The 16412-nt window shown below is 67.2% G+C and carries 22 protein-coding genes; 10 read left to right on the top strand and 12 right to left on the bottom strand.

Going from position 1 to position 16412, the window contains the following annotated elements:
- Window positions 1-846 carry an NAD(P)-dependent oxidoreductase gene (locus SLQ31_RS08030; protein ID WP_319432947.1) on the bottom strand — a complete coding sequence of 282 codons (846 nt, stop codon included), beginning with the start codon at window positions 844-846 and terminating at the stop codon, window positions 1-3.
- Between the two features lie 19 nt (window positions 847-865).
- On the bottom strand, window positions 866-1354 hold the full coding sequence (locus SLQ31_RS08035; protein ID WP_319431263.1) for an aminoacyl-tRNA deacylase: 489 nt from the start codon (window positions 1352-1354) through the stop codon (window positions 866-868).
- A 252-nt stretch (window positions 1355-1606) separates the two neighbouring features.
- Here SLQ31_RS08035 and SLQ31_RS08040 point away from each other — a divergent pair, with 252 nt between their 5' ends.
- Window positions 1607-2263 (top strand): sigma-70 family RNA polymerase sigma factor, encoded by a 657-nt coding sequence (locus SLQ31_RS08040; RefSeq protein WP_319432949.1) that lies wholly within the window; start codon window positions 1607-1609, stop codon window positions 2261-2263.
- Entirely contained in the window at window positions 2260-2571 is a 312-nt protein-coding gene (gene rsrA / locus SLQ31_RS08045; RefSeq protein ID WP_319431265.1) for a mycothiol system anti-sigma-R factor, read from the top strand. Before SLQ31_RS08040 ends, rsrA begins: the two co-directional genes overlap by 4 nt.
- A 57-nt stretch (window positions 2572-2628) precedes the next feature.
- Here the strand turns inward: rsrA and SLQ31_RS29470 are convergent, their stop codons facing one another.
- On the bottom strand, window positions 2629-2703 hold the full coding sequence (locus tag SLQ31_RS29470) for a 50S ribosomal protein bL37 (RefSeq protein WP_085976028.1): 75 nt from the start codon (window positions 2701-2703) through the stop codon (window positions 2629-2631).
- Between the two features lie 127 nt (window positions 2704-2830).
- On the opposite strand from SLQ31_RS29470, the gene SLQ31_RS08050 reads away from it, so the two are divergent.
- A complete protein-coding gene (locus SLQ31_RS08050) occupies window positions 2831-3046 on the top strand; it encodes a biotin/lipoyl-binding carrier protein (protein WP_319431267.1) in 216 nt (71 codons plus the stop codon).
- Between the two features lie 4 nt (window positions 3047-3050).
- Window positions 3051-4544: a sensor histidine kinase gene (locus tag SLQ31_RS08055; protein WP_319431269.1), complete on the top strand. Its 1494-nt coding sequence runs from the start codon at window positions 3051-3053 to the stop codon at window positions 4542-4544.
- Between the two features lie 88 nt (window positions 4545-4632).
- Here SLQ31_RS08055 and SLQ31_RS08060 read toward each other — a convergent pair whose 3' ends face one another.
- Together SLQ31_RS08060 and SLQ31_RS08065 are read right to left on the bottom strand one after the other, a co-directional pair.
- Window positions 4633-4887: a WhiB family transcriptional regulator gene (locus tag SLQ31_RS08060; protein WP_319431271.1), complete on the bottom strand. Its 255-nt coding sequence runs from the start codon at window positions 4885-4887 to the stop codon at window positions 4633-4635.
- 248 nt (window positions 4888-5135) lie between these two features.
- Window positions 5136-6107, bottom strand: a complete 972-nt coding sequence (locus SLQ31_RS08065) for a diacylglycerol kinase family lipid kinase (RefSeq protein WP_319431273.1) — start codon at window positions 6105-6107, stop codon at window positions 5136-5138.
- Between the two features lie 91 nt (window positions 6108-6198).
- Here SLQ31_RS08065 and SLQ31_RS08070 point away from each other — a divergent pair, with 91 nt between their 5' ends.
- Complete coding sequence (locus SLQ31_RS08070) at window positions 6199-6672, top strand: GtrA family protein (protein WP_319431275.1); 474 nt, start codon at window positions 6199-6201, stop codon at window positions 6670-6672.
- A gap of 9 nt (window positions 6673-6681) precedes the next feature.
- Here SLQ31_RS08070 and SLQ31_RS08075 read toward each other — a convergent pair whose 3' ends face one another.
- Window positions 6682-7260 (bottom strand): TetR family transcriptional regulator, encoded by a 579-nt coding sequence (locus SLQ31_RS08075; protein ID WP_319431277.1) that lies wholly within the window; start codon window positions 7258-7260, stop codon window positions 6682-6684.
- A 55-nt stretch (window positions 7261-7315) separates the two neighbouring features.
- Between SLQ31_RS08075 and SLQ31_RS08080 the strand changes: the two genes are divergently transcribed.
- Window positions 7316-8188 (top strand): lysophospholipid acyltransferase family protein, encoded by an 873-nt coding sequence (locus tag SLQ31_RS08080; protein ID WP_413641533.1) that lies wholly within the window; start codon window positions 7316-7318, stop codon window positions 8186-8188.
- A 28-nt stretch (window positions 8189-8216) separates the two neighbouring features.
- Window positions 8217-8606, top strand: a complete 390-nt coding sequence (locus tag SLQ31_RS08085; protein WP_319431279.1) for a hypothetical protein — start codon at window positions 8217-8219, stop codon at window positions 8604-8606.
- An 8-nt stretch (window positions 8607-8614) separates the two neighbouring features.
- On the opposite strand, the gene SLQ31_RS08090 is transcribed toward SLQ31_RS08085, so the two are convergent.
- From SLQ31_RS08090 to SLQ31_RS08100, 3 genes are read right to left on the bottom strand one after another with little or no spacing between them, the layout of a single operon-like run.
- Window positions 8615-9094 (bottom strand): GNAT family N-acetyltransferase, encoded by a 480-nt coding sequence (locus SLQ31_RS08090; protein WP_319431281.1) that lies wholly within the window; start codon window positions 9092-9094, stop codon window positions 8615-8617.
- Window positions 9091-10188: an isochorismate synthase gene (locus SLQ31_RS08095; RefSeq protein ID WP_319431282.1), complete on the bottom strand. Its 1098-nt coding sequence runs from the start codon at window positions 10186-10188 to the stop codon at window positions 9091-9093. Before SLQ31_RS08095 ends, SLQ31_RS08090 begins: the two co-directional genes overlap by 4 nt.
- Complete coding sequence (locus SLQ31_RS08100) at window positions 10185-10796, bottom strand: acid phosphatase (protein ID WP_319431284.1); 612 nt, start codon at window positions 10794-10796, stop codon at window positions 10185-10187. The genes SLQ31_RS08095 and SLQ31_RS08100 overlap by 4 nt, the downstream gene beginning before the upstream one ends.
- A 70-nt stretch (window positions 10797-10866) precedes the next feature.
- On the opposite strand from SLQ31_RS08100, the gene SLQ31_RS08105 reads away from it, so the two are divergent.
- Window positions 10867-11667 (top strand): AAA family ATPase, encoded by an 801-nt coding sequence (locus tag SLQ31_RS08105; protein WP_319431286.1) that lies wholly within the window; start codon window positions 10867-10869, stop codon window positions 11665-11667.
- Here SLQ31_RS08105 and SLQ31_RS08110 read toward each other — a convergent pair.
- Window positions 11664-12893 (bottom strand): hypothetical protein, encoded by a 1230-nt coding sequence (locus SLQ31_RS08110; RefSeq protein ID WP_319431288.1) that lies wholly within the window; start codon window positions 12891-12893, stop codon window positions 11664-11666. The two genes, SLQ31_RS08105 and SLQ31_RS08110, sit on opposite strands and share 4 nt — an antisense overlap.
- 20 nt (window positions 12894-12913) lie before the next feature.
- On the bottom strand, window positions 12914-14458 hold the full coding sequence (locus tag SLQ31_RS08115) for a DEAD/DEAH box helicase (RefSeq protein ID WP_319431290.1): 1545 nt from the start codon (window positions 14456-14458) through the stop codon (window positions 12914-12916).
- A 250-nt stretch (window positions 14459-14708) separates the two neighbouring features.
- Here SLQ31_RS08115 and SLQ31_RS08120 point away from each other — a divergent pair, with 250 nt between their 5' ends.
- Window positions 14709-15392: a ferritin-like fold-containing protein gene (locus SLQ31_RS08120; protein WP_319431292.1), complete on the top strand. Its 684-nt coding sequence runs from the start codon at window positions 14709-14711 to the stop codon at window positions 15390-15392.
- Here the strand turns inward: SLQ31_RS08120 and SLQ31_RS08125 are convergent.
- Window positions 15389-15961 carry an MmpS family transport accessory protein gene (locus SLQ31_RS08125; protein ID WP_319431294.1) on the bottom strand — a complete coding sequence of 191 codons (573 nt, stop codon included), beginning with the start codon at window positions 15959-15961 and terminating at the stop codon, window positions 15389-15391. The two genes, SLQ31_RS08120 and SLQ31_RS08125, sit on opposite strands and share 4 nt — an antisense overlap.
- Before the next feature lie 186 nt (window positions 15962-16147).
- On the opposite strand from SLQ31_RS08125, the gene SLQ31_RS08130 reads away from it, so the two are divergent.
- Window positions 16148-16411, top strand: coding sequence for a DUF3107 domain-containing protein (locus SLQ31_RS08130; protein ID WP_319431296.1), 264 nt, complete (start codon window positions 16148-16150; stop codon window positions 16409-16411).
- Window position 16412 lies beyond the last annotated feature (1 nt).

Genomic DNA, 16412 nt, shown 5'->3' on the forward strand with positions numbered 1-16412 from the left:
TCAGGGATTGCGGTACCCGGGCGGGTTGGGGGTGTCGACCCACAGGTCCACGCCCAGCTCGGAACCTGGAATGCAGTCGTAGACCGACAGATCGGTGACACCGGAGTCCAGCAGGACGTCCTCGCACAGCAACGTCTGTCCCGTGTACTCGCGAGCCGGCCTGCTCAGTACCGCGTAGGCGGCGTCGGAGTAGACCTCCGGCTTGCGTGAGCGGGCCATCGCCTCGTCGCCCCCCAACAGGTTCTGCACCGCGGCCGTGGCGACCATCGTGCGCGGCCACAGCGTGTTGGAGGCGATACCGACATCACGCATTTCCTCGGCAATGCCCAACGCACACAACGTCATTCCGAATTTCGCCATCATGTATGGAGTGGGCTTGAGCCACTGCGACTCCAGCCGGATCGGCGGCGAGAGGGTGAGGATGTGCGGATTCTCCCGGCCCTTCATATGTGGGATGCAGGCCTGCGAGACGGTGTAGGTGCCGCGGACCTGGATGCCGTTCATCAGATCGAAGCGTTTCAGCGGCACCTCTTCGATCGAGCCGAGGTTGATCGCCGAGGCGTTGTTGACGCAGATGTCGATGCCGCGGAACTGCTCGATGGCCTTGGCCACCGCGGCCGCCACCGAGTCGCCGTCGCGGACGTCACCGACGATCGGCAAGGCCTGGCCGCCGGCGTCCTCGATCTCCTTGGCCGCGGTATAGATGGTGCCGGGAAGCTTGGGGTGCGGCTCGGTGGTCTTGGCCACCAGCGCGACGTTGGCGCCGTCGGCCGCGACGCGTTTGGCGATGGCCAGGCCGATGCCACGGCTGGCGCCGGAGATGAACATGGTCTTGCCGGAAAAAATAGCTGCCACCCGTGCCACCCTAGACCGCACGGATATCGGCGGTCACCGCCTGCGTCAGCCGCACCAGGTCCTGCGGAGCCAGCGCGACATCCCAGCCGCGCTTACCTGCACTGCACAGCACCCGCTCGAAGCTCAGCGCCGAACTGTCGACCACCGTCGGCAGCCGCTTGCGCTGGCCGAGTGGTGAGATGCCGCCCAGCACGTATCCGGTGGCGCGTTCGGCGGCCGCCTGATCGGCCATCGTGACCTTGGCCAACCCCAGCGCCGCGGCGGCGGCCTTGAGTGACAACTTCCATGGCACCGGCAGCACGGCGACCGCCAGCACCGATCCCGCCGCGATGACCAGGGTCTTGAAAATCTGCTCGGGCGCCAGAGAATCGCCCGCCAGCGCGGCGACCGCCTCGTCACCGTACGACTGGGCCCGCGGGTCGTGGTGATATCGCAACACCTCATGGGGCGCACCGGCCGTCACCAGCGCGGCGATGGCCGGGGTTGCTGCACGACTCACCGGCTCAGTTAACCGTGGGAAATAGCCTGGTGAGAAATCCTGTTGTGGACAGTAATCGCAGCCGTCGGGGGCCGCGATCGGCAACGTCCTTCAAAAAGATGTTGGTCACAGCCTTAGGATCGGAAGGAGAGAAGTCCGGTGTCAGCTGCAGTCTGCATGATGGCCGAAGCCGCACCCGCATTTCTCGTCCGTCCGATACCGCTGCCGGAGCTCGTCTGGAGCACCGCGGCAGAAGGGACTGTGTCACCCACGATGACCGATATCGACAGCGTTGACAGTTCAGGCTCAGTCGAGGCCGAACCGCGCGTGGAGTCCGATGCGGAGTTGACCTCGCGCTTCGAGCGCGACGCGATCCCGCTGCTGGACCAGCTCTACGGCGGCGCGCTCCGCATGACGCGCAACCCGGCAGATGCCGAAGACCTGCTGCAGGAAACCATGGTCAAGGCCTACGCCGGCTTCCGGTCATTCCGTGAGGGCACCAACCTCAAGGCGTGGTTGTACCGGATTCTGACGAACACCTACATCAACAGCTACCGCAAGAAGCAGCGCCAGCCGGCTGAGTATCCGACCGAGGAGATCACCGACTGGCAGTTGGCGGCCAACGCCGAGCACACCTCACGGGGATTGCGCTCGGCCGAGGTCGAAGCACTCGAACTGCTGCCCGACACCGAGATCAAGGAAGCTCTGCAGGCATTGCCGGAGGAGTTTCGGATGGCGGTGTACTACGCCGACGTCGAGGGCTTCCCCTACAAGGAGATCGCCGAAATCATGGATACCCCGATCGGGACGGTGATGTCCCGGCTGCACCGAGGCAGGCGCCAACTGCGCGCCCTGCTGGCCGACGTCGCCAAGGAACGCGGATTCAACCGCGGCCAGACGGAGGACACGCCGGAGGAGGTCGTCTCATGAGCGACGAGAACGTATCCCGCGACGAGAACTGGCGCCCGCCGGTTGGTCCGGTGGACCCGGCTCATCCCGAGTGCGCTGCGGTGATCGCCGAAGTGTGGACGCTGCTCGACGGTGAGTGCACGGCCGAGACGAAAGACCGCCTGCGTCATCACCTCGAAGAGTGCCCGACCTGCCTGCAGCATTACGGGGTGGAGGAGCGCATCAAGAAGCTGGTCGCGTCCAGGTGCAGCGGGGACAAGGCTCCCCAGCACCTCTTGGAGCGGGTGCGCCTGCAGATCAGTCAAACCACCATCATCCGGCGCGGATAGCACGGAAGAGAAACACGGAAAAGAAAAGAGCCCGGCGTATTGCCGGGCTCTTTGTTTTCAGGCGTTGGGTCGCCTGCCGTGATTGGCTTTGCTGTGCTTGCGGTCACGCTTCTTACGACCACGCTTGGCCATGATGTACCTCCATTGATTTGACGCTGCATACAGTGTCTCACGGCCCCATCGAACCTCTGACCACCCGGTGTTGTGGTTCGATAGAGCCGCACCAAGAGTTTGAGCAGCACCAAGAGTGAGGGTGAAGATGGCCGAGGATGTTCGCGCTGAGATCGTGGCCAGTGTGCTCGAGGTCGTGGTCCGCAAGGGAGACCAGATCGGCGCGGGCGACACCCTGGTGCTTCTGGAGTCAATGAAGATGGAGATTCCGGTGCTGGCCGAAGTCGGCGGCACCATCACCGAGGTCAGCGTGTCAGTAGGTGACGTCATCCAGGCCGGCGACCTCATTGCCGTGATCGACTAGCTTCGTGTCCACCCTCGGTGACCTGCTCGCCGAGCACACCATGCTGCCGGGCAGCGCGGTGGACCACCTGCATGCGGTGGTCGGCGAATGGCAACTACTGGCGGACCTCTCGTTCGCCGACTACCTGATGTGGGTGCGCCGCGACGACGGCGCGCTGGTCTGCGTCGCCCAGTGCCGGCCCAACACCGCACCGACCGTCCTGCTCAAGGACGCCGTCGGCACCGTCGTCGCGCAGGGCGACCTGCCCCTGGTCACCTTGGCGTTCACCTCGGGGGCGATCGGCCGCGGTGACAGCGATCCGAAGCCTGAACCCAGCGTCGACCTCGAAGCCGTCCCGGTCCGATACAGCAACCAGGTCGTGGCCGTTCTGACCCACCAGACCGCGCTCGCCGAGCGGCGCACGTCCTCGCCGCTGGAGCGGGCCTACCTGGACTGTGCGGGCAACCTGCTGCACATGCTGTCCGAAGGCACGTTCCCCAACGTCGGCGATTTGGCGCTGTCCCGGTCGAGCCCGCGGGTCGGCGACGGTTTCATCCGCCTCGACGTCGACGGCGTCGTCGTCTACGCCAGCCCCAACGCGTTGTCGGCCTATCACCGAATGGGACTGGCCGCCGAGCTCGAGGGCCACAACCTGGTGGCGATCACCCGGCCGCTGATCTCCGATCCGTTCGAGGCCCTGGAACTGGCCGAGCATGTCCGTGACTCGCTGGCCGGCGGATCGAGCATGCGGCTGGAGGTCGACGCCGGCGGTGCCGCGGTGCTGATGCGCACCCTGCCCCTGGTGGTCCACGGCGCCGCTGCGGGGGCGGCGGTGCTGATCCGGGACGTCACCGAGGTGAAGCGCCGCGACCGCGCGCTGCTGTCCAAGGACGCCACCATCCGCGAGATCCACCACCGGGTGAAGAACAACCTGCAGACCGTCGCCGCGCTGCTGCGCCTTCAGTCCCGCCGCACGAGCAACGAAGAGGCCCGCGAGGCGCTGATGGAGTCGGTGCGCCGGGTGGCCTCGATCGCCCAGGTGCATGAGGCGTTGTCGATGTCGGTGGACGAGGAGGTCAACCTCGACGAGGTGATCGACCGGATTCTGCCGATCATGAACGACGTGGCCCGCGTCGACACGCCCATCCGCATCAACCGGGACGGCGCGCTGGGCGTGCTGGACGCCGACCGGGCCACCGCCTTGGTCATGGTGGTGACCGAGCTGGTCCAGAACGCCATTGAGCACGCCTTCGAGCCGTCGGCCAAACAGGGCTGCGTGACGATCAGGGCCGAGCGCTCCGCGCGATGGCTGGATGTTGTCGTGCACGACGACGGGCGCGGGCTTCCCGACGGATTCAGCCTGGAGAAATCCGACCGGCTCGGCCTGCAGATTGTGCGGACCCTGGTCACCGCCGAACTCGACGGTTCACTCGGAATGCACGACGTTCCTGGCGGCGGGACCGATGTGGTGTTACGTGTGCCACTTGGGCGACGTACGGGCGCGCGAGTTCCGCAATAGCAAATGTGACGGACACCATATTCGGAAACAAAAAATCGCGGCCCCTGGCATTTGCCGGGGCCGCGATCTTACGAACTGTGAAAGGGACCTAGACGCTGGTGCGCGCGCGGGTGCGAGCATTGCGACGCTTGAGCGCGCGGCGCTCATCCTCGCTCATGCCGCCCCAGACACCGGCATCCTGGCCGGAATCCAAAGCCCAGCTCAAGCACTCCGTGGTCACGGGGCACCGGTTGCAGACGATCTTCGCGTCAGCGATCTGGGCGAGTGCCGGACCGCTGTTCCCGACGGGGAAGAACAGTTCCGGATCCTCGTCACGACAGACCGCATTGTGGCGCCAATCCATTTGTCGCTACTCCTTACTAAGTGCGCGACTGAGCGCGCTCGTTTTGTCTTCGGCTGTTAACGCGTGCACACAAATGTTTCTGTGCTGTTGCATCCGATCGTTTCACAGCCTCGACGGATGTCAATAGGACTCAGTTAACACGTGGGCAATGTCACTGCAGGCTCTTGCTGGGGGTGGGTCAACTAACCCTCTACCCGTTTGTACTACACTCAACTCATCTGCGCCCGCAATCAGCGGGCGCAGCGCTGTTATCGCAGGTCAGAGGGTGTGGTGGCAGGCGGAGCGACAACGCTCAACGCCGCCGGAACCGCCCGGAACGTCATTTCCTCGCGCAGCCCGAGAAAATCTCCGTCGATCTGGCTAGCGACTGGTTCGGAGCTGGTGATCCGCACGCAGGCCACGTCGTCGTCGCGGATCAGGTGCTTGGCCTTGATGTTGTGTTTCTGGGACACCATGCGTCGCACCAGCATCAGGTTTCTCCAGACGTTCATGCTGGTCACCGCGAAAATGCCGAGGGCGGTATCGAACGAGGTGTCCGGGTTGGTCCATACCGGCTTGGTGTTGGCGTAGGTCCACGGGCTCGAGTTGGAGATGAACGCGAAGTAGACGCCGGTGACGGGGGCTTGGCCGGGAAGCTCGAGCGTCAGCAGGGGTTCTTTGCGGGCGCTGGCCAGCATCTGCCGGACCGCCACCCGGATATAACGGCCCGCAGTTACTTTTCGGCCCTTGGCGCGCTGAGCCTCCACGGCCGCCACGACGTCGCCGTCCACGCCCATCCCCGCGGTGAACACCGCCCAGCGCTCGCCGCAGTCCATCAGCCCGATGCGCCGCCACGATGCGCCGTTGCGGCGCGCGCTGAGCAGGTCGACCAGCTGATTGGTGGCCGCGATCGGGTCCGGGCTGATGCCAAGCGCCCTGGCGAAGACATTCGCCGACCCGCCGGGCACCACCGCTACTGCGGGCATGGTGTCGGCCAGCGGCGAGCCGGGACGCCCCATCAGCCCGTTGACCACCTCGTTCACCGTGCCGTCGCCGCCGTGGACGATGATCACGTCGGTGCCGTCGCGCTTGGCGGCAGCGGCAATCTCGATCGCGTGGCCGCGGTGATCGGTGTGCACGACGGCCAGCTCCACCCGGCTCTCCAGCGCATGGGCGAGCAGATCGCGGCCGGCTGCCGTGGTGGAGGTCGCGTTCGGGTTGACGATCAGGACGGCACGCACGAGCCATGAGCCTAATCGCGTGGTGGACCGGAATTCGAAGTGTTTGCCTGCTCATCACTAAGGGGTCAGCTGCCGGTGGCATGCTCGCGACGTGATCGTGGGGTCGGAGCCGGGTTCGGTCAGCGCCGTCGGCTGGTTCCACCGGGCGTGCGAGGCGGTCGTTGCGCGTCTGCCATTCGGCCTGAATTCCGTTGTGGCGCCGACCTTTTTGGGCTTCGTGGTGATCAACTCCGGCACCTTCGCCCTGGACCTGTTGGCCCTCACGCTGCTGCATGGGGTGTTGCACGCGCCGTTCGCGCTCGCGGTGACGGTGGCTTACGCGGGTGCCTTCGCCGCGAGCTATGTCCTCAATCGGGTGGTGAACTTTCGGTCGCACGGCGCGGTCGGGCCCCAGGTGGCCGTCTACGTCGTCGTGGTCGTGATCAACTACCTGGCCTTCATCCTCGGGGTCTCCAGCGCGCTGCGCGCACTCGGTGTCGAGTACCACCTGGCCCGGATCGCAGCAGGCGCCTGCGAGGGGATCTACATGTATTGCGCTATGCGGTGGGTGGTGTTCCGGCGCTGATACGCCTCTTCATCGAGGACGGGGGCCGGGGGAGACCACGCGGGATGCCGCCTCGATCGCCGCGGCCCGCCGGTGCGCCAGGATCGCCGCCGAGGTGGTCGCGGCCGCCGGGTCGGGCCAGTGCGCCCATGCCAGCGCGATGCCGAACAGGGTGACGAGAAGATCGCGGGGATCCCAGGACGGATCGACATGGCCGGCGGCCTGAGCCTCCGCGATCGCGGCGATGGCTAGTTCGGGCAGCGGCTGGCCATCGGCGGTGGGTTCTTCGAGGGTGAGCCCCTCGAGATGCGCCCACGCGACCATCCGATGGTGCTCGGGCCTGCGCACGTTGACATCGAAGACGTCGCCGACGAACTCGGGGACCGCGTCGGGCCGCATCGTGACGGCCTGGAAGAACTCGGCGACGTCGACGGCGAGCACCTCGCGGAAGAGCGCCTCCTTGTCGCCGAAGTGCGCGTAAAGCCGTTCCTTGCTCGCGCTGGCCGCTGAGGCGATGCGGTCGATGCGCCCGCCCGCGAATCCGTAGCGCGCGAACTCGGTGCGCGCGGCGGTCAGGATCTCGTCGCGCAGCGCTGAGGTGCTTCTCACAAAGCGAGAGTATAAAGAACGAACTAGTTCGTTTGTAGTGGGTAAGGAGTTCGGAATGGGCAGCGGAGCTGAGGTGGCGCCGGTCGCCGTCATGGATCACCCACCGCGGGTCCGTGCCCTCAAGCGCGTGCTGGGAGCGGTCGCGGACGGTATCCATCCGGTTGTCGACCTATGGCGCCCCTACCTTGACGGGTTGAGCAACCTGCCCGTTGACGGCCGATTTCTGTTGGTGGGCAACCACACTCAGATGGGCAGCGCTGAGACCTTCCTGATTCCCTATGCGGTGCGCCGAGAGATCGGGGTTCGGGTCCGGCCGCTGGCCGACCGTCAGTTCGGTCAGATGCGCGGCCTGCCCGGCGACCTGCTGGCGGCATACGGCGGCGTCGTGGGCGCACCAGAAACCGCGCGCGAACTCATGCGCCACGACCAGACCGTCCTGGTGTTCCCCGGCGGCGGTCGCGAGATCCCGAAATTCAAAGGCGAGGAATACACCCTGCGCTGGCAGGGGCGGTCGGGATTCGCGCGGATCGCCGTCGAGAACGGCTATCCGATAGTGCCGGTCGGGCTTGTCGGAGGGGACGACGTCTACCGCAGCCTCACGTCACGGGACAGCGCATGGGGTCGATTCAGCCAGGCCATGAGCAGCCGATTCGGCGGTCGAGACGATATGGCGATGCCGTTGTTGCGTGGTGTCGGGCCGACGCTCATTCCCCGGCCGGAGCGGATGTATCTGCGGTTCGGCACCCCCATCGACACCACCACACCGGTGGGCATCGACGCGGCGGGCTGGGCCGACGACGTGAAACGGCGCACACAGGCAGAGCTCGAGCAGATTCTGGACGACCTCTTGGTGCTTCGGGAAACCGATCCCTATCGCGGGCTCAGCCCCCTGGGCTGGTCGCGCGCCGCTCGACCGGAACCGGAATAGGCACAGTGCGACCGGTTACCTTACGAGGGTGACCCAACCTGCTATCCCGCCTGTGGTTCGCTACGCCGGTTTCGCGGCGGCCGCCGAAGGTGTCGTGGCAATCGTCGTGGCCGTGGTGTTGGTCGTGCGCGCCGTTTCCGGCACCGACCAACACATCGTCAACGGGTACGGCACCGCAGGCTGGTTCGTCGTGATGGGCGCTGCCGTGTTGGCCGCCGGCGGGGCGCTGATCACCGGACGCCGGTGGGGCAGGGGCATCGCGGTATTCGCCAACCTGCTGCTGGTGCCGGTGGCCTGGTACATCGTTGCCGGGCATCAGCCGGTCTATGCGGTCGCGCTCGGCGGGGTGGCCATCGCGGTACTCGCGCTGTTGTTCAGCCCGCCGGCAGTGCGCTGGGCGTCACGGGCCGAGGACTAAATCTCCGATCAGACTTCGGCGGCCAGCGCCCCGAGCTCCGGGCCGGTCACCCGGTAGGTGATCCACTCCGACATCGGCTTTCCGCCGACGTTGTCGTAGAGCGCGATCGCGTTGACGTTCCAGTCCAACACCGCCCAGGTCAGGCGGCTGTAGCCGTTGTCGACGCATTCCCGGGCCAGGGTGGCGAGTAGTGCACGAGCCAGCCCGCGCCGGCGGAACTTGTCGCGAACGAACAGGTCCTCCAAGTAGATTCCGGCCACGCCGTCCCACGTGGAGAAGTTGCGGAACCACAGGGCCACCGCGGCGGCCTCGCCGTCGATCTCGGCGATGTGGCAGAACCCGATCGGGTTCTCCGCGAAAAGTGCTGCGGTGAGCAGGCTTTCGGTCACCGTGCACTGGTCGGATGCGTGTTCGAATTCAGCGAGCTCGCGGATCATTGCGACGATCTCGGCCTCGTCCCCGGGACGGGCCAGACGGATCTCGGTCATTGCTGCACCCCCAGTGCCGACAGGATGGTCCTGAATTTCGTTGTGGTTTCCGCGACTTCGTCGTCGGGATCGGACTCGGCGACGATACCGCCGCCGGCTTGGGCCAGCGCCCCGCTTCGATCCGCGGACAGCTGTGCGCCGCGGATCGCCACCACCCAGCGGCCGTCGCCGCGGGCGTCACACCACCCCACCGCGCCGGCGTAGAAGCCGCGGTCGCCTTCCAGCTGCGCGATCAGATCGACCGCTTCCCCCGTCGGCACGCCGCCCACCGCCGGGGTGGGATGCAACGCAAGCGCCAGATCGATTGCGGTGACAGAGGTATCGCGCAGCCGGCCGCGGATCGGGGTGGACAGGTGCCACAGCGCGGCAGTGCGACTCAGCTGTGGTCGATCCGCCACGTCGAGCTCGGCACACAGCGGCTCCAATGCGGTGCGCATGGTGTCGACGACCAACTGGTGCTCGTGACGGTTCTTGCCTGACTCGGCCAGCCCGGCACCGTTGGCGGCGTCGGTCGCCGGGTCCGCCGACCGCGGCGCCGACCCGGCGAACGGCTGGCAGCTGACCTGATCGCCGAAACGGGCGACGAGTAATTCGGGGCTGGCGCCCACCAGCGCGGTGCCGAGGTAGTCGCCGCCGGCCGGGGACAGGTCGGCCAGGTATGCGCAAGCCTCCGCGTCGTCGGCCACCAGCCGGCGCAGGATCGCCCGCTCGTCCAGCCGGCCGTCGGCGACAAGGCGCAGTGCGCGCGCCAAAACGACCTTCTGCAAAGCACTTTCGGGCTTGGTCAGGCGGTCTAGGGCGGTGCGGATGCGGGCGCGGTGCTCATCGGGCGAGGGCAGGGTTGCCGCGATGCGAACGGCGGGCAGCTCTTCCGTCGGCCACGCAGGCAACGCATCGGCGAATGTCACCGACACCGGCGACAGCAGCGCGGCCTTGCCCCTGATGTCGAACGGCAGAGCGCCGACCACCACGTCGGCCGACCCGGCGGCCAACGCGGCCGAGGCCGCGGCGACGTCGTCGTACCCCGTCTGGATCCCCTCGGCGACGACTGTCCCGGCGGGCCCGCTCAGCACAAAGGACGGCTGCGCCATCACGTCCCGGTGACCGGCTCGCGGTGGCTGGTCAAGCCCAGCGCCGAGAGCTGCCGCAATCCGTATTCGAAACCGCCCACCGCGACCGAGGCCGTGCCGAAGCCGTAGCGCGCGCCCTCGCGCAGCGGCTGTTCCACCCAGCGGGTGACCACCGAGCGGGAGAAATGCCCGTGGCTGACGAACACCACGTCGCGGTCGACCATGTTCTCCAGGGCGTAGGACACCGCCTGGTCGGCGCGCATGCTGACCTGGTCGACACTCTCGCCACCGGGGCAGCCGTAGGTCCACAGCAGCCAGCCTGGCGTCGTAGTACGGATCTCGTGGGTGGTCAGGCCCTCGTAGTCGCCGTAGTTCCACTCGGCCAGCAGCGGGGACACTTCGTTCACCGTCAGGCCTGCCAGCTCGGCTGTGGCCAGGGCGCGCTTGCGCGGGCTGCTGATCACCAGCGGGTTGTCCAGCGCGAGGTGGTCGAGGGTGAGGGCGGCCAGTTTGGCCTGCTCGCGCCCGATCTCGGTGAGGTCGATGTCGGTGGTGCTGGTGTGTTTGCGGTCCCTAGACCATTCGGTTTCGCCGTGCCGAAGCAGGACCAACCGGTGCGTGCCGACGCTCACGCTCACTGATTCTGCCCGATGACCAGGCGCGCCGTGGCAGCCGGGACGCAACTGCTCAGAACCTGCAAGGATGGTCCCCGTGACCCGAGTATTGGCGGTTGCCAACCAAAAAGGTGGGGTGGCCAAAACAACCACGGTCGCGTCTCTGGGTGCGGCCTTCGTAGATGCGGGCAAGCGTGTCTTGCTCATCGACCTCGACCCCCAGGGCTGTCTGACCTTCTCGCTGGGTACCGACCCGGACAAGCTGGCGGTGTCGATACATGAGGTGCTGCTCGGCGACGTCGAGCCCAGCGCGGCCCTGGTGGATACGGCTGAGGGCATGACCCTGCTGCCGGCCAACATCGACCTGGCCGGCGCGGAGGCGATGCTGCTGATGCGGGCCGGCCGGGAGTATGCGCTCAAACGCGCGCTGGACAAGCTCGACCAGTTCGACGTGGTGCTCATCGACTGTCCACCGTCGCTGGGTGTGCTCACCCTCAACGGCCTGACCGCGGCCGACGAGGTGATCGTGCCGCTGCAGTGCGAGACGCTCGCGCACCGCGGCGTTGGCCAGTTCCTGCGCACGGTGGATGACGTGCAGCAGATCACCAACCCGAAGCTCAAGCTGCTGGGCGCGCTGCCCACGCTGTACGACTCGCGCACCACCCACAGCCGTGACGTGCTGCTCGACGTGGCCGACCGCTACAACCTGCCGGTGCTGTCTCCGCCGATCCCGCGAACCGTGCGCTTCGCTGAGGCCAGCGCGTCAGGGTCGTCAGTGCTCGCGGGTCGAAAGAGCAAGGGCGGCACGGCTTATCGCGATTTGGCCAATTCGTTGCTGAAGTATTGGAAGTCCGGCAAGACGCTGCCGACCTTCACCCCTGACGTCTAGGGGTTCGTGCCGAAGGCGGCCAGTGCCGCACCGCGCTGCTCGATCACCTTCGAATCGGTGACGGTGGGGACCACCGGTCCTGAGCCGTCCGGATGGGTGACGGCGATGGTGCGCTCGTTGGTCCCGCTGGTCGGGTCGTACACCCCGATGCCGGTGGTCAGCGGGATGAGCAGGCGGCCGGCCATCATCGCGCCCGGACCCAGCGGGCTCACGGCGCCGGCTGCCTCAATCGTGTAGCGATAGGACAGGCGGCCGTCGAAAACCTCCACGCTGTCGCCGGTCCACCAGGTGAACATGTCGCCGGCGTGGGTGACGGCCTGGGCCGGATTCGCCAGTACCGGAGGCTTTTTCAGTAGCGTGCTGGATATTTTGCTGCCGGTGTCGTCGTACACGGCGATCTGGGGTTGGGGCGTCGGCAGGTACACCGCGGTGGTGGTGCCCGACACGGCCAGCACCCGGGCCTCGGAATCACCGGCGACACCGGGCAGCGGCACGTTCTTGGTGTCGGGTTCGTCTTCCTCTTTCGCCGGCTTGAGCAGGGTGAGGCGCAGGTCCTTCTGGTCCCGACAGGCTTCCAGCACCGACACCGCCTCATCGCTGGCGGCCGCCGACATCTGAATGCAGCCGGCGCCGATGCCCTGGTTGACCGGCTTGACCCGGGCGTCGATCTCGCCGTAGGACAACATCCGCACCAGATCCGAGCGCCACAGTTCCAGCCGGGTGGGACCGGCCGACAGGACTGCGCTGCCGTTGGAGCTGAGGACCACCTGCGGGTCGGCGTAGGCAGTGCGGGTCGGGCCGCGGCGCCCGGTGCCGCCGTTGATGCTGCTGACCTGCCCGCAGCCCCGGACGTCGGGGTACACCGCGACGGCGAGGTCGTAGACGTAGGACACGCCGCACAGAGTGGTGTCACGGGCGTAGCTCCACCGGGTCTGGCCGGTCTGCGGATCACGGCCCTCGACGGTCGTCCCGTCGCCGGTCACCACGGTGCCGCCGACCACGATCGGGCTCAGCGTGCGCGGGCTGGCCGCGGTCCACAGCTGGTGCAGCGTGTCCGGAACCACCCGCGCCGGAATCGGATTGGGTGCCGGTGAGGTGGCGGGCCGGCTGATCGTGGCCCGCGCCGAGCTGTTCCACCAGAACAGCGCGGCGACGACGATCACGACAAACGCGATCGTCGCCACGGCGATGAGGTCGCCCTTGGTGCGGCGCTCAGGTCTGACCATCTAGGCGACGATAGCGGTCGTCAGCTTGCTGTTGCGGGGGCCTCGGCGGCGTTGCGCGGCCGACGCCGGCGCCGGCGCTTGCGAGCCGGGCTGTCGTCGCCGCCGTCGCTCGCCGTGGACTTGTCGCCGGAGGCGGTGGCAGGGGAGTCGGACGACGTCTCGACGTGGCCGGTGGCTCCCTCGCCGGCGCGCGTGCGACGGCGGGATCGGTTGCGGCTGGGCCGCTCCCGGGTGGAGTCCTTGTCCTTGTCCTTGGAGCTGATCCGGGTTCCGTCTTGGCCCTTGCCGCTGTGAGCCTTGGCGGCGCCCTGCGGCGACTTGCGCGCGCCGCCGATCGTGCCGCCGGCTTCGGCAGGGATGCCGAGTTCCTCGTAGAAGTGCGGCGAGTTGGAGTACGTCTCCGCGGGATCGGCACAGTCGAGCTTGAGCGCGAGGTTGATCATCGACCAGCGCTCGAGCTCGTCCCAGTCGACGAGGGTGATCGCGATGCCGGTCTTACCGGCCCGGCCGGTGCGGCCGATGCGGTGCACGTAGGCCTGCTCGTCTTCGGGGATCTGGTAATTGATCACGTGGGTGATGTTGTCGATGTCGATGCCGCGGGCGGCCACGTCGGTGGCGACCAGGACATCGACGTCACCGGCGCGGAACGCCTTGAGCGCCTTTTCCCTGGCGATCTGGCCGAGGTCGCCGTGCACGGCGCCGACCTTGAACCCGCGCTCGGCGAGCTCGTCGGCCACCTTCTGCGCGGTGCGCTTGGTGCGGGTGAAGATCATCGTCGCGCCGCGGCCCTCGGCCTGCAGGATGCGGGCCACCATCTCGACCTTGTCCAGCGCGTGCGCGCGGTAGACGAACTGCTCGGTGGTGTCGTGGGTGGCCGCCCCCTGCACGCCTTCCGCCCGGATGTGGGTCGGCTGGTTCATGAACGTGCGGGCCAGCGTGATGATCGGATCCGGCATGGTCGCCGAGAACAGCATGGCCTGCCGCTTCTCGGGGATCTGCTTGAGGATGCGCTCGATGTCGGGCAGGAAGCCCAGGTCGAGCATCTCGTCGGCCTCGTCGAGCACCAGCATGCTCAAACCGCCGAGCTGCAGGTGACCCTGCTGGGCGAGGTCGAGCAGTCGGCCGGGGGTGCCGACGACGATGTCGACGCCCTTCTGCAGCGCTTCGATCTGCGCCTCGTAGGGACGTCCGCCGTAGATCGCGGTGACGGTCAGCTTGCGGGACTCGTCGGCGCGCAGGTACTTCGCTGCGGTGACGAGGTCGCCGTGCACCTGCAGGCACAGCTCGCGGGTCGGTACGACCACGAGCCCGCGCGGGATGCCGCTGAGTTCGCGCTCCTTGTCGGTGGTGATGCGCTGCAGCATCGGCACACCGAAGGCCAGGGTCTTGCCCATACCGGTGCGGGCCTGGCCGATCAGGTCGTCGCCGGCCAGGGCCATCGGCAGCGTCTGTTCCTGGATGGCGAAGGCGAATTCCTTGCCGTCTTCGGCAAGGGCCCGGACGATCTCGTCACGGACTCCGAGCTGGGCAAATGAGATCTGGGGAAGTGTTATGAGTGGTGTCATGCTGGTGGCGTTGTGCCTTCCGTAGTCGTTCCTCGTTGTGCTTCCAGCGCGCACGAGTTCTGACTGTCGGAATGGAGTCGGCTTCAAGAGATTCGATGCCGATTCGCCGGGCCCTGCACTGAGGGAGGCGGGCCCACTGCATGCACGCACATTTCCTTGACCACGCCTCACGGCGATTGTCAGGCCCCATCATAGCTGGTCGCGCTGGCTGAGACTGATCCCAGCCCCAGCCGCGACTACAGTGTCGGCCATGACCGCCCCTCAACCCGCCGCCGAGTCAGCGGCGAGCATCTCCGCCGATCACCCCGGCGTCAACGAGTTGTTCGCGCTACTGGCCTACGGCGAGGTCGCGGCGTTCTACCGGCTCACCGACGAGGCGCGGATGGCGCCCGACCTGCGGGGACGGATCAACATGGCCAGCATGGCCGCGGCCGAGATGGCCCACTACGACCTGCTGCGCGACGCGTTGCAGGCCCGTGGCGTCGACGTCGTTCCGGCGATGTCGCGCCACGCCTCGGCGCTGGAGAACTACCACCGGCTGACCACGCCGAGCACCTGGCTGGAGGCCCTGGTCAAGACGTATGTCGGTGACGCGCTAGCCGCCGACTTCTACCTCGAGATCGCTGACGTGCTGCCCGATGAGGTGGCCGCCGTGGTGCGTGGGGTCCTGTCGGAGACCGGCCACTCACAGTTCGTCGTCGCCGAGGTTCGCGACGCGGTGACCGCCAGCGGACGGCAACGCAGCCGGTTGGCGCTGTGGTCGCGCCGACTGCTCGGTGAGGCGATCACGCAGGCCCAGTACGTGCTGGCCGAACACGACGAACTCGTCGACCTGGTGTTGGCCGGACCGGGCGGGCTTGGTCAGGTGGCCGAATTCTTCGACCGGTTGCAGCGCACGCACCACGACCGGATGCGCCAGCTCGGCCTGGCTTAGCGGTTGCAGGTCGTCGAGATCGCGTTGTCGGTCTGGGCGGCGACCGTGATCCCGCGGGCATCGGTGATCCAGCAGTTGAGCTGACTTCCGTTGCTGCTGGCCGTCACATAGTTGACCGGCACGTTCGGGATGACGGTCATCCGCCAGGGCAGCGAGACGTTTTCGGACGTGCGCAATGCGCCCGTCTCGTCGGCGTAGGTGATCGTCACCGGATCGTCGGGTCGCTGGTTACCCGCGACGGTGTAGACGATCTCGCCTGGATCGACCAGCGGCTGGGCCATCGGTGCGGCCGCCGGGGCGGTGGCCGGGGGAACCCGGACCGGTGTCTCCACCGGCAGACCCGGGACCGTGACGGTGACCGGCGCAAGCGGCGGGGTCGACGTCCGGGGAGCCGGGATGGCCACCACGGTGCGGGTGGGGGTGGCACCGCCGAATTCCGGCGTGGTGGTGGCCGCGTCGTCGGTCCGCACGACCAGCGTCGTCGCCGTCGCGGCGACCAGCACGCCCGCGGTGGTCAGCGCCACTCGGGGCCACTGGACCAGCCGCCGTCGGCCCTTCTTCTCGCTCACGAGGCCAAGGTTATGGATGCAGAAGGCGGATTTCGACGCGCCGCGCCTGTCCGTTGCCATGCTGTTATCCCAGCTTGACGCCCTATTCGCTCACCGCGAACGGCTGCTGTCAACCGTGCAGTCAGGCGTCCACTAGCCTTCTGGGGTAGCCGCGCACGCGACGCAAATGACAGAGAAGGGGCCAGTGTGGAGGTCAAGATCGGCGTTACGGACAGCCCACGTGAGCTGGTGTTCAGCAGCTCACAGACGCCCGCAGAGATCGAAGAGCTGGTGACCTCGGCGTTCTCGAAGGGTGGTTCGGACGTGCTGAGCCTGACCGACGACAAGGGACGCCGCTTCCTGGTGCAGACCACCAAGATCACCTATGTCGAGATCGGTGTCGCCGACTCGCGCAGGGTTGGCTTCGGGATCGCCTCGGGACCGGCCGCCGCCGCAGCAGCCGACGCCTAGG

The organism is Mycobacterium sp. RTGN5 (assembly GCF_033804465.1).
GTDB lineage: Bacteria > Actinomycetota > Actinomycetes > Mycobacteriales > Mycobacteriaceae > Mycobacterium.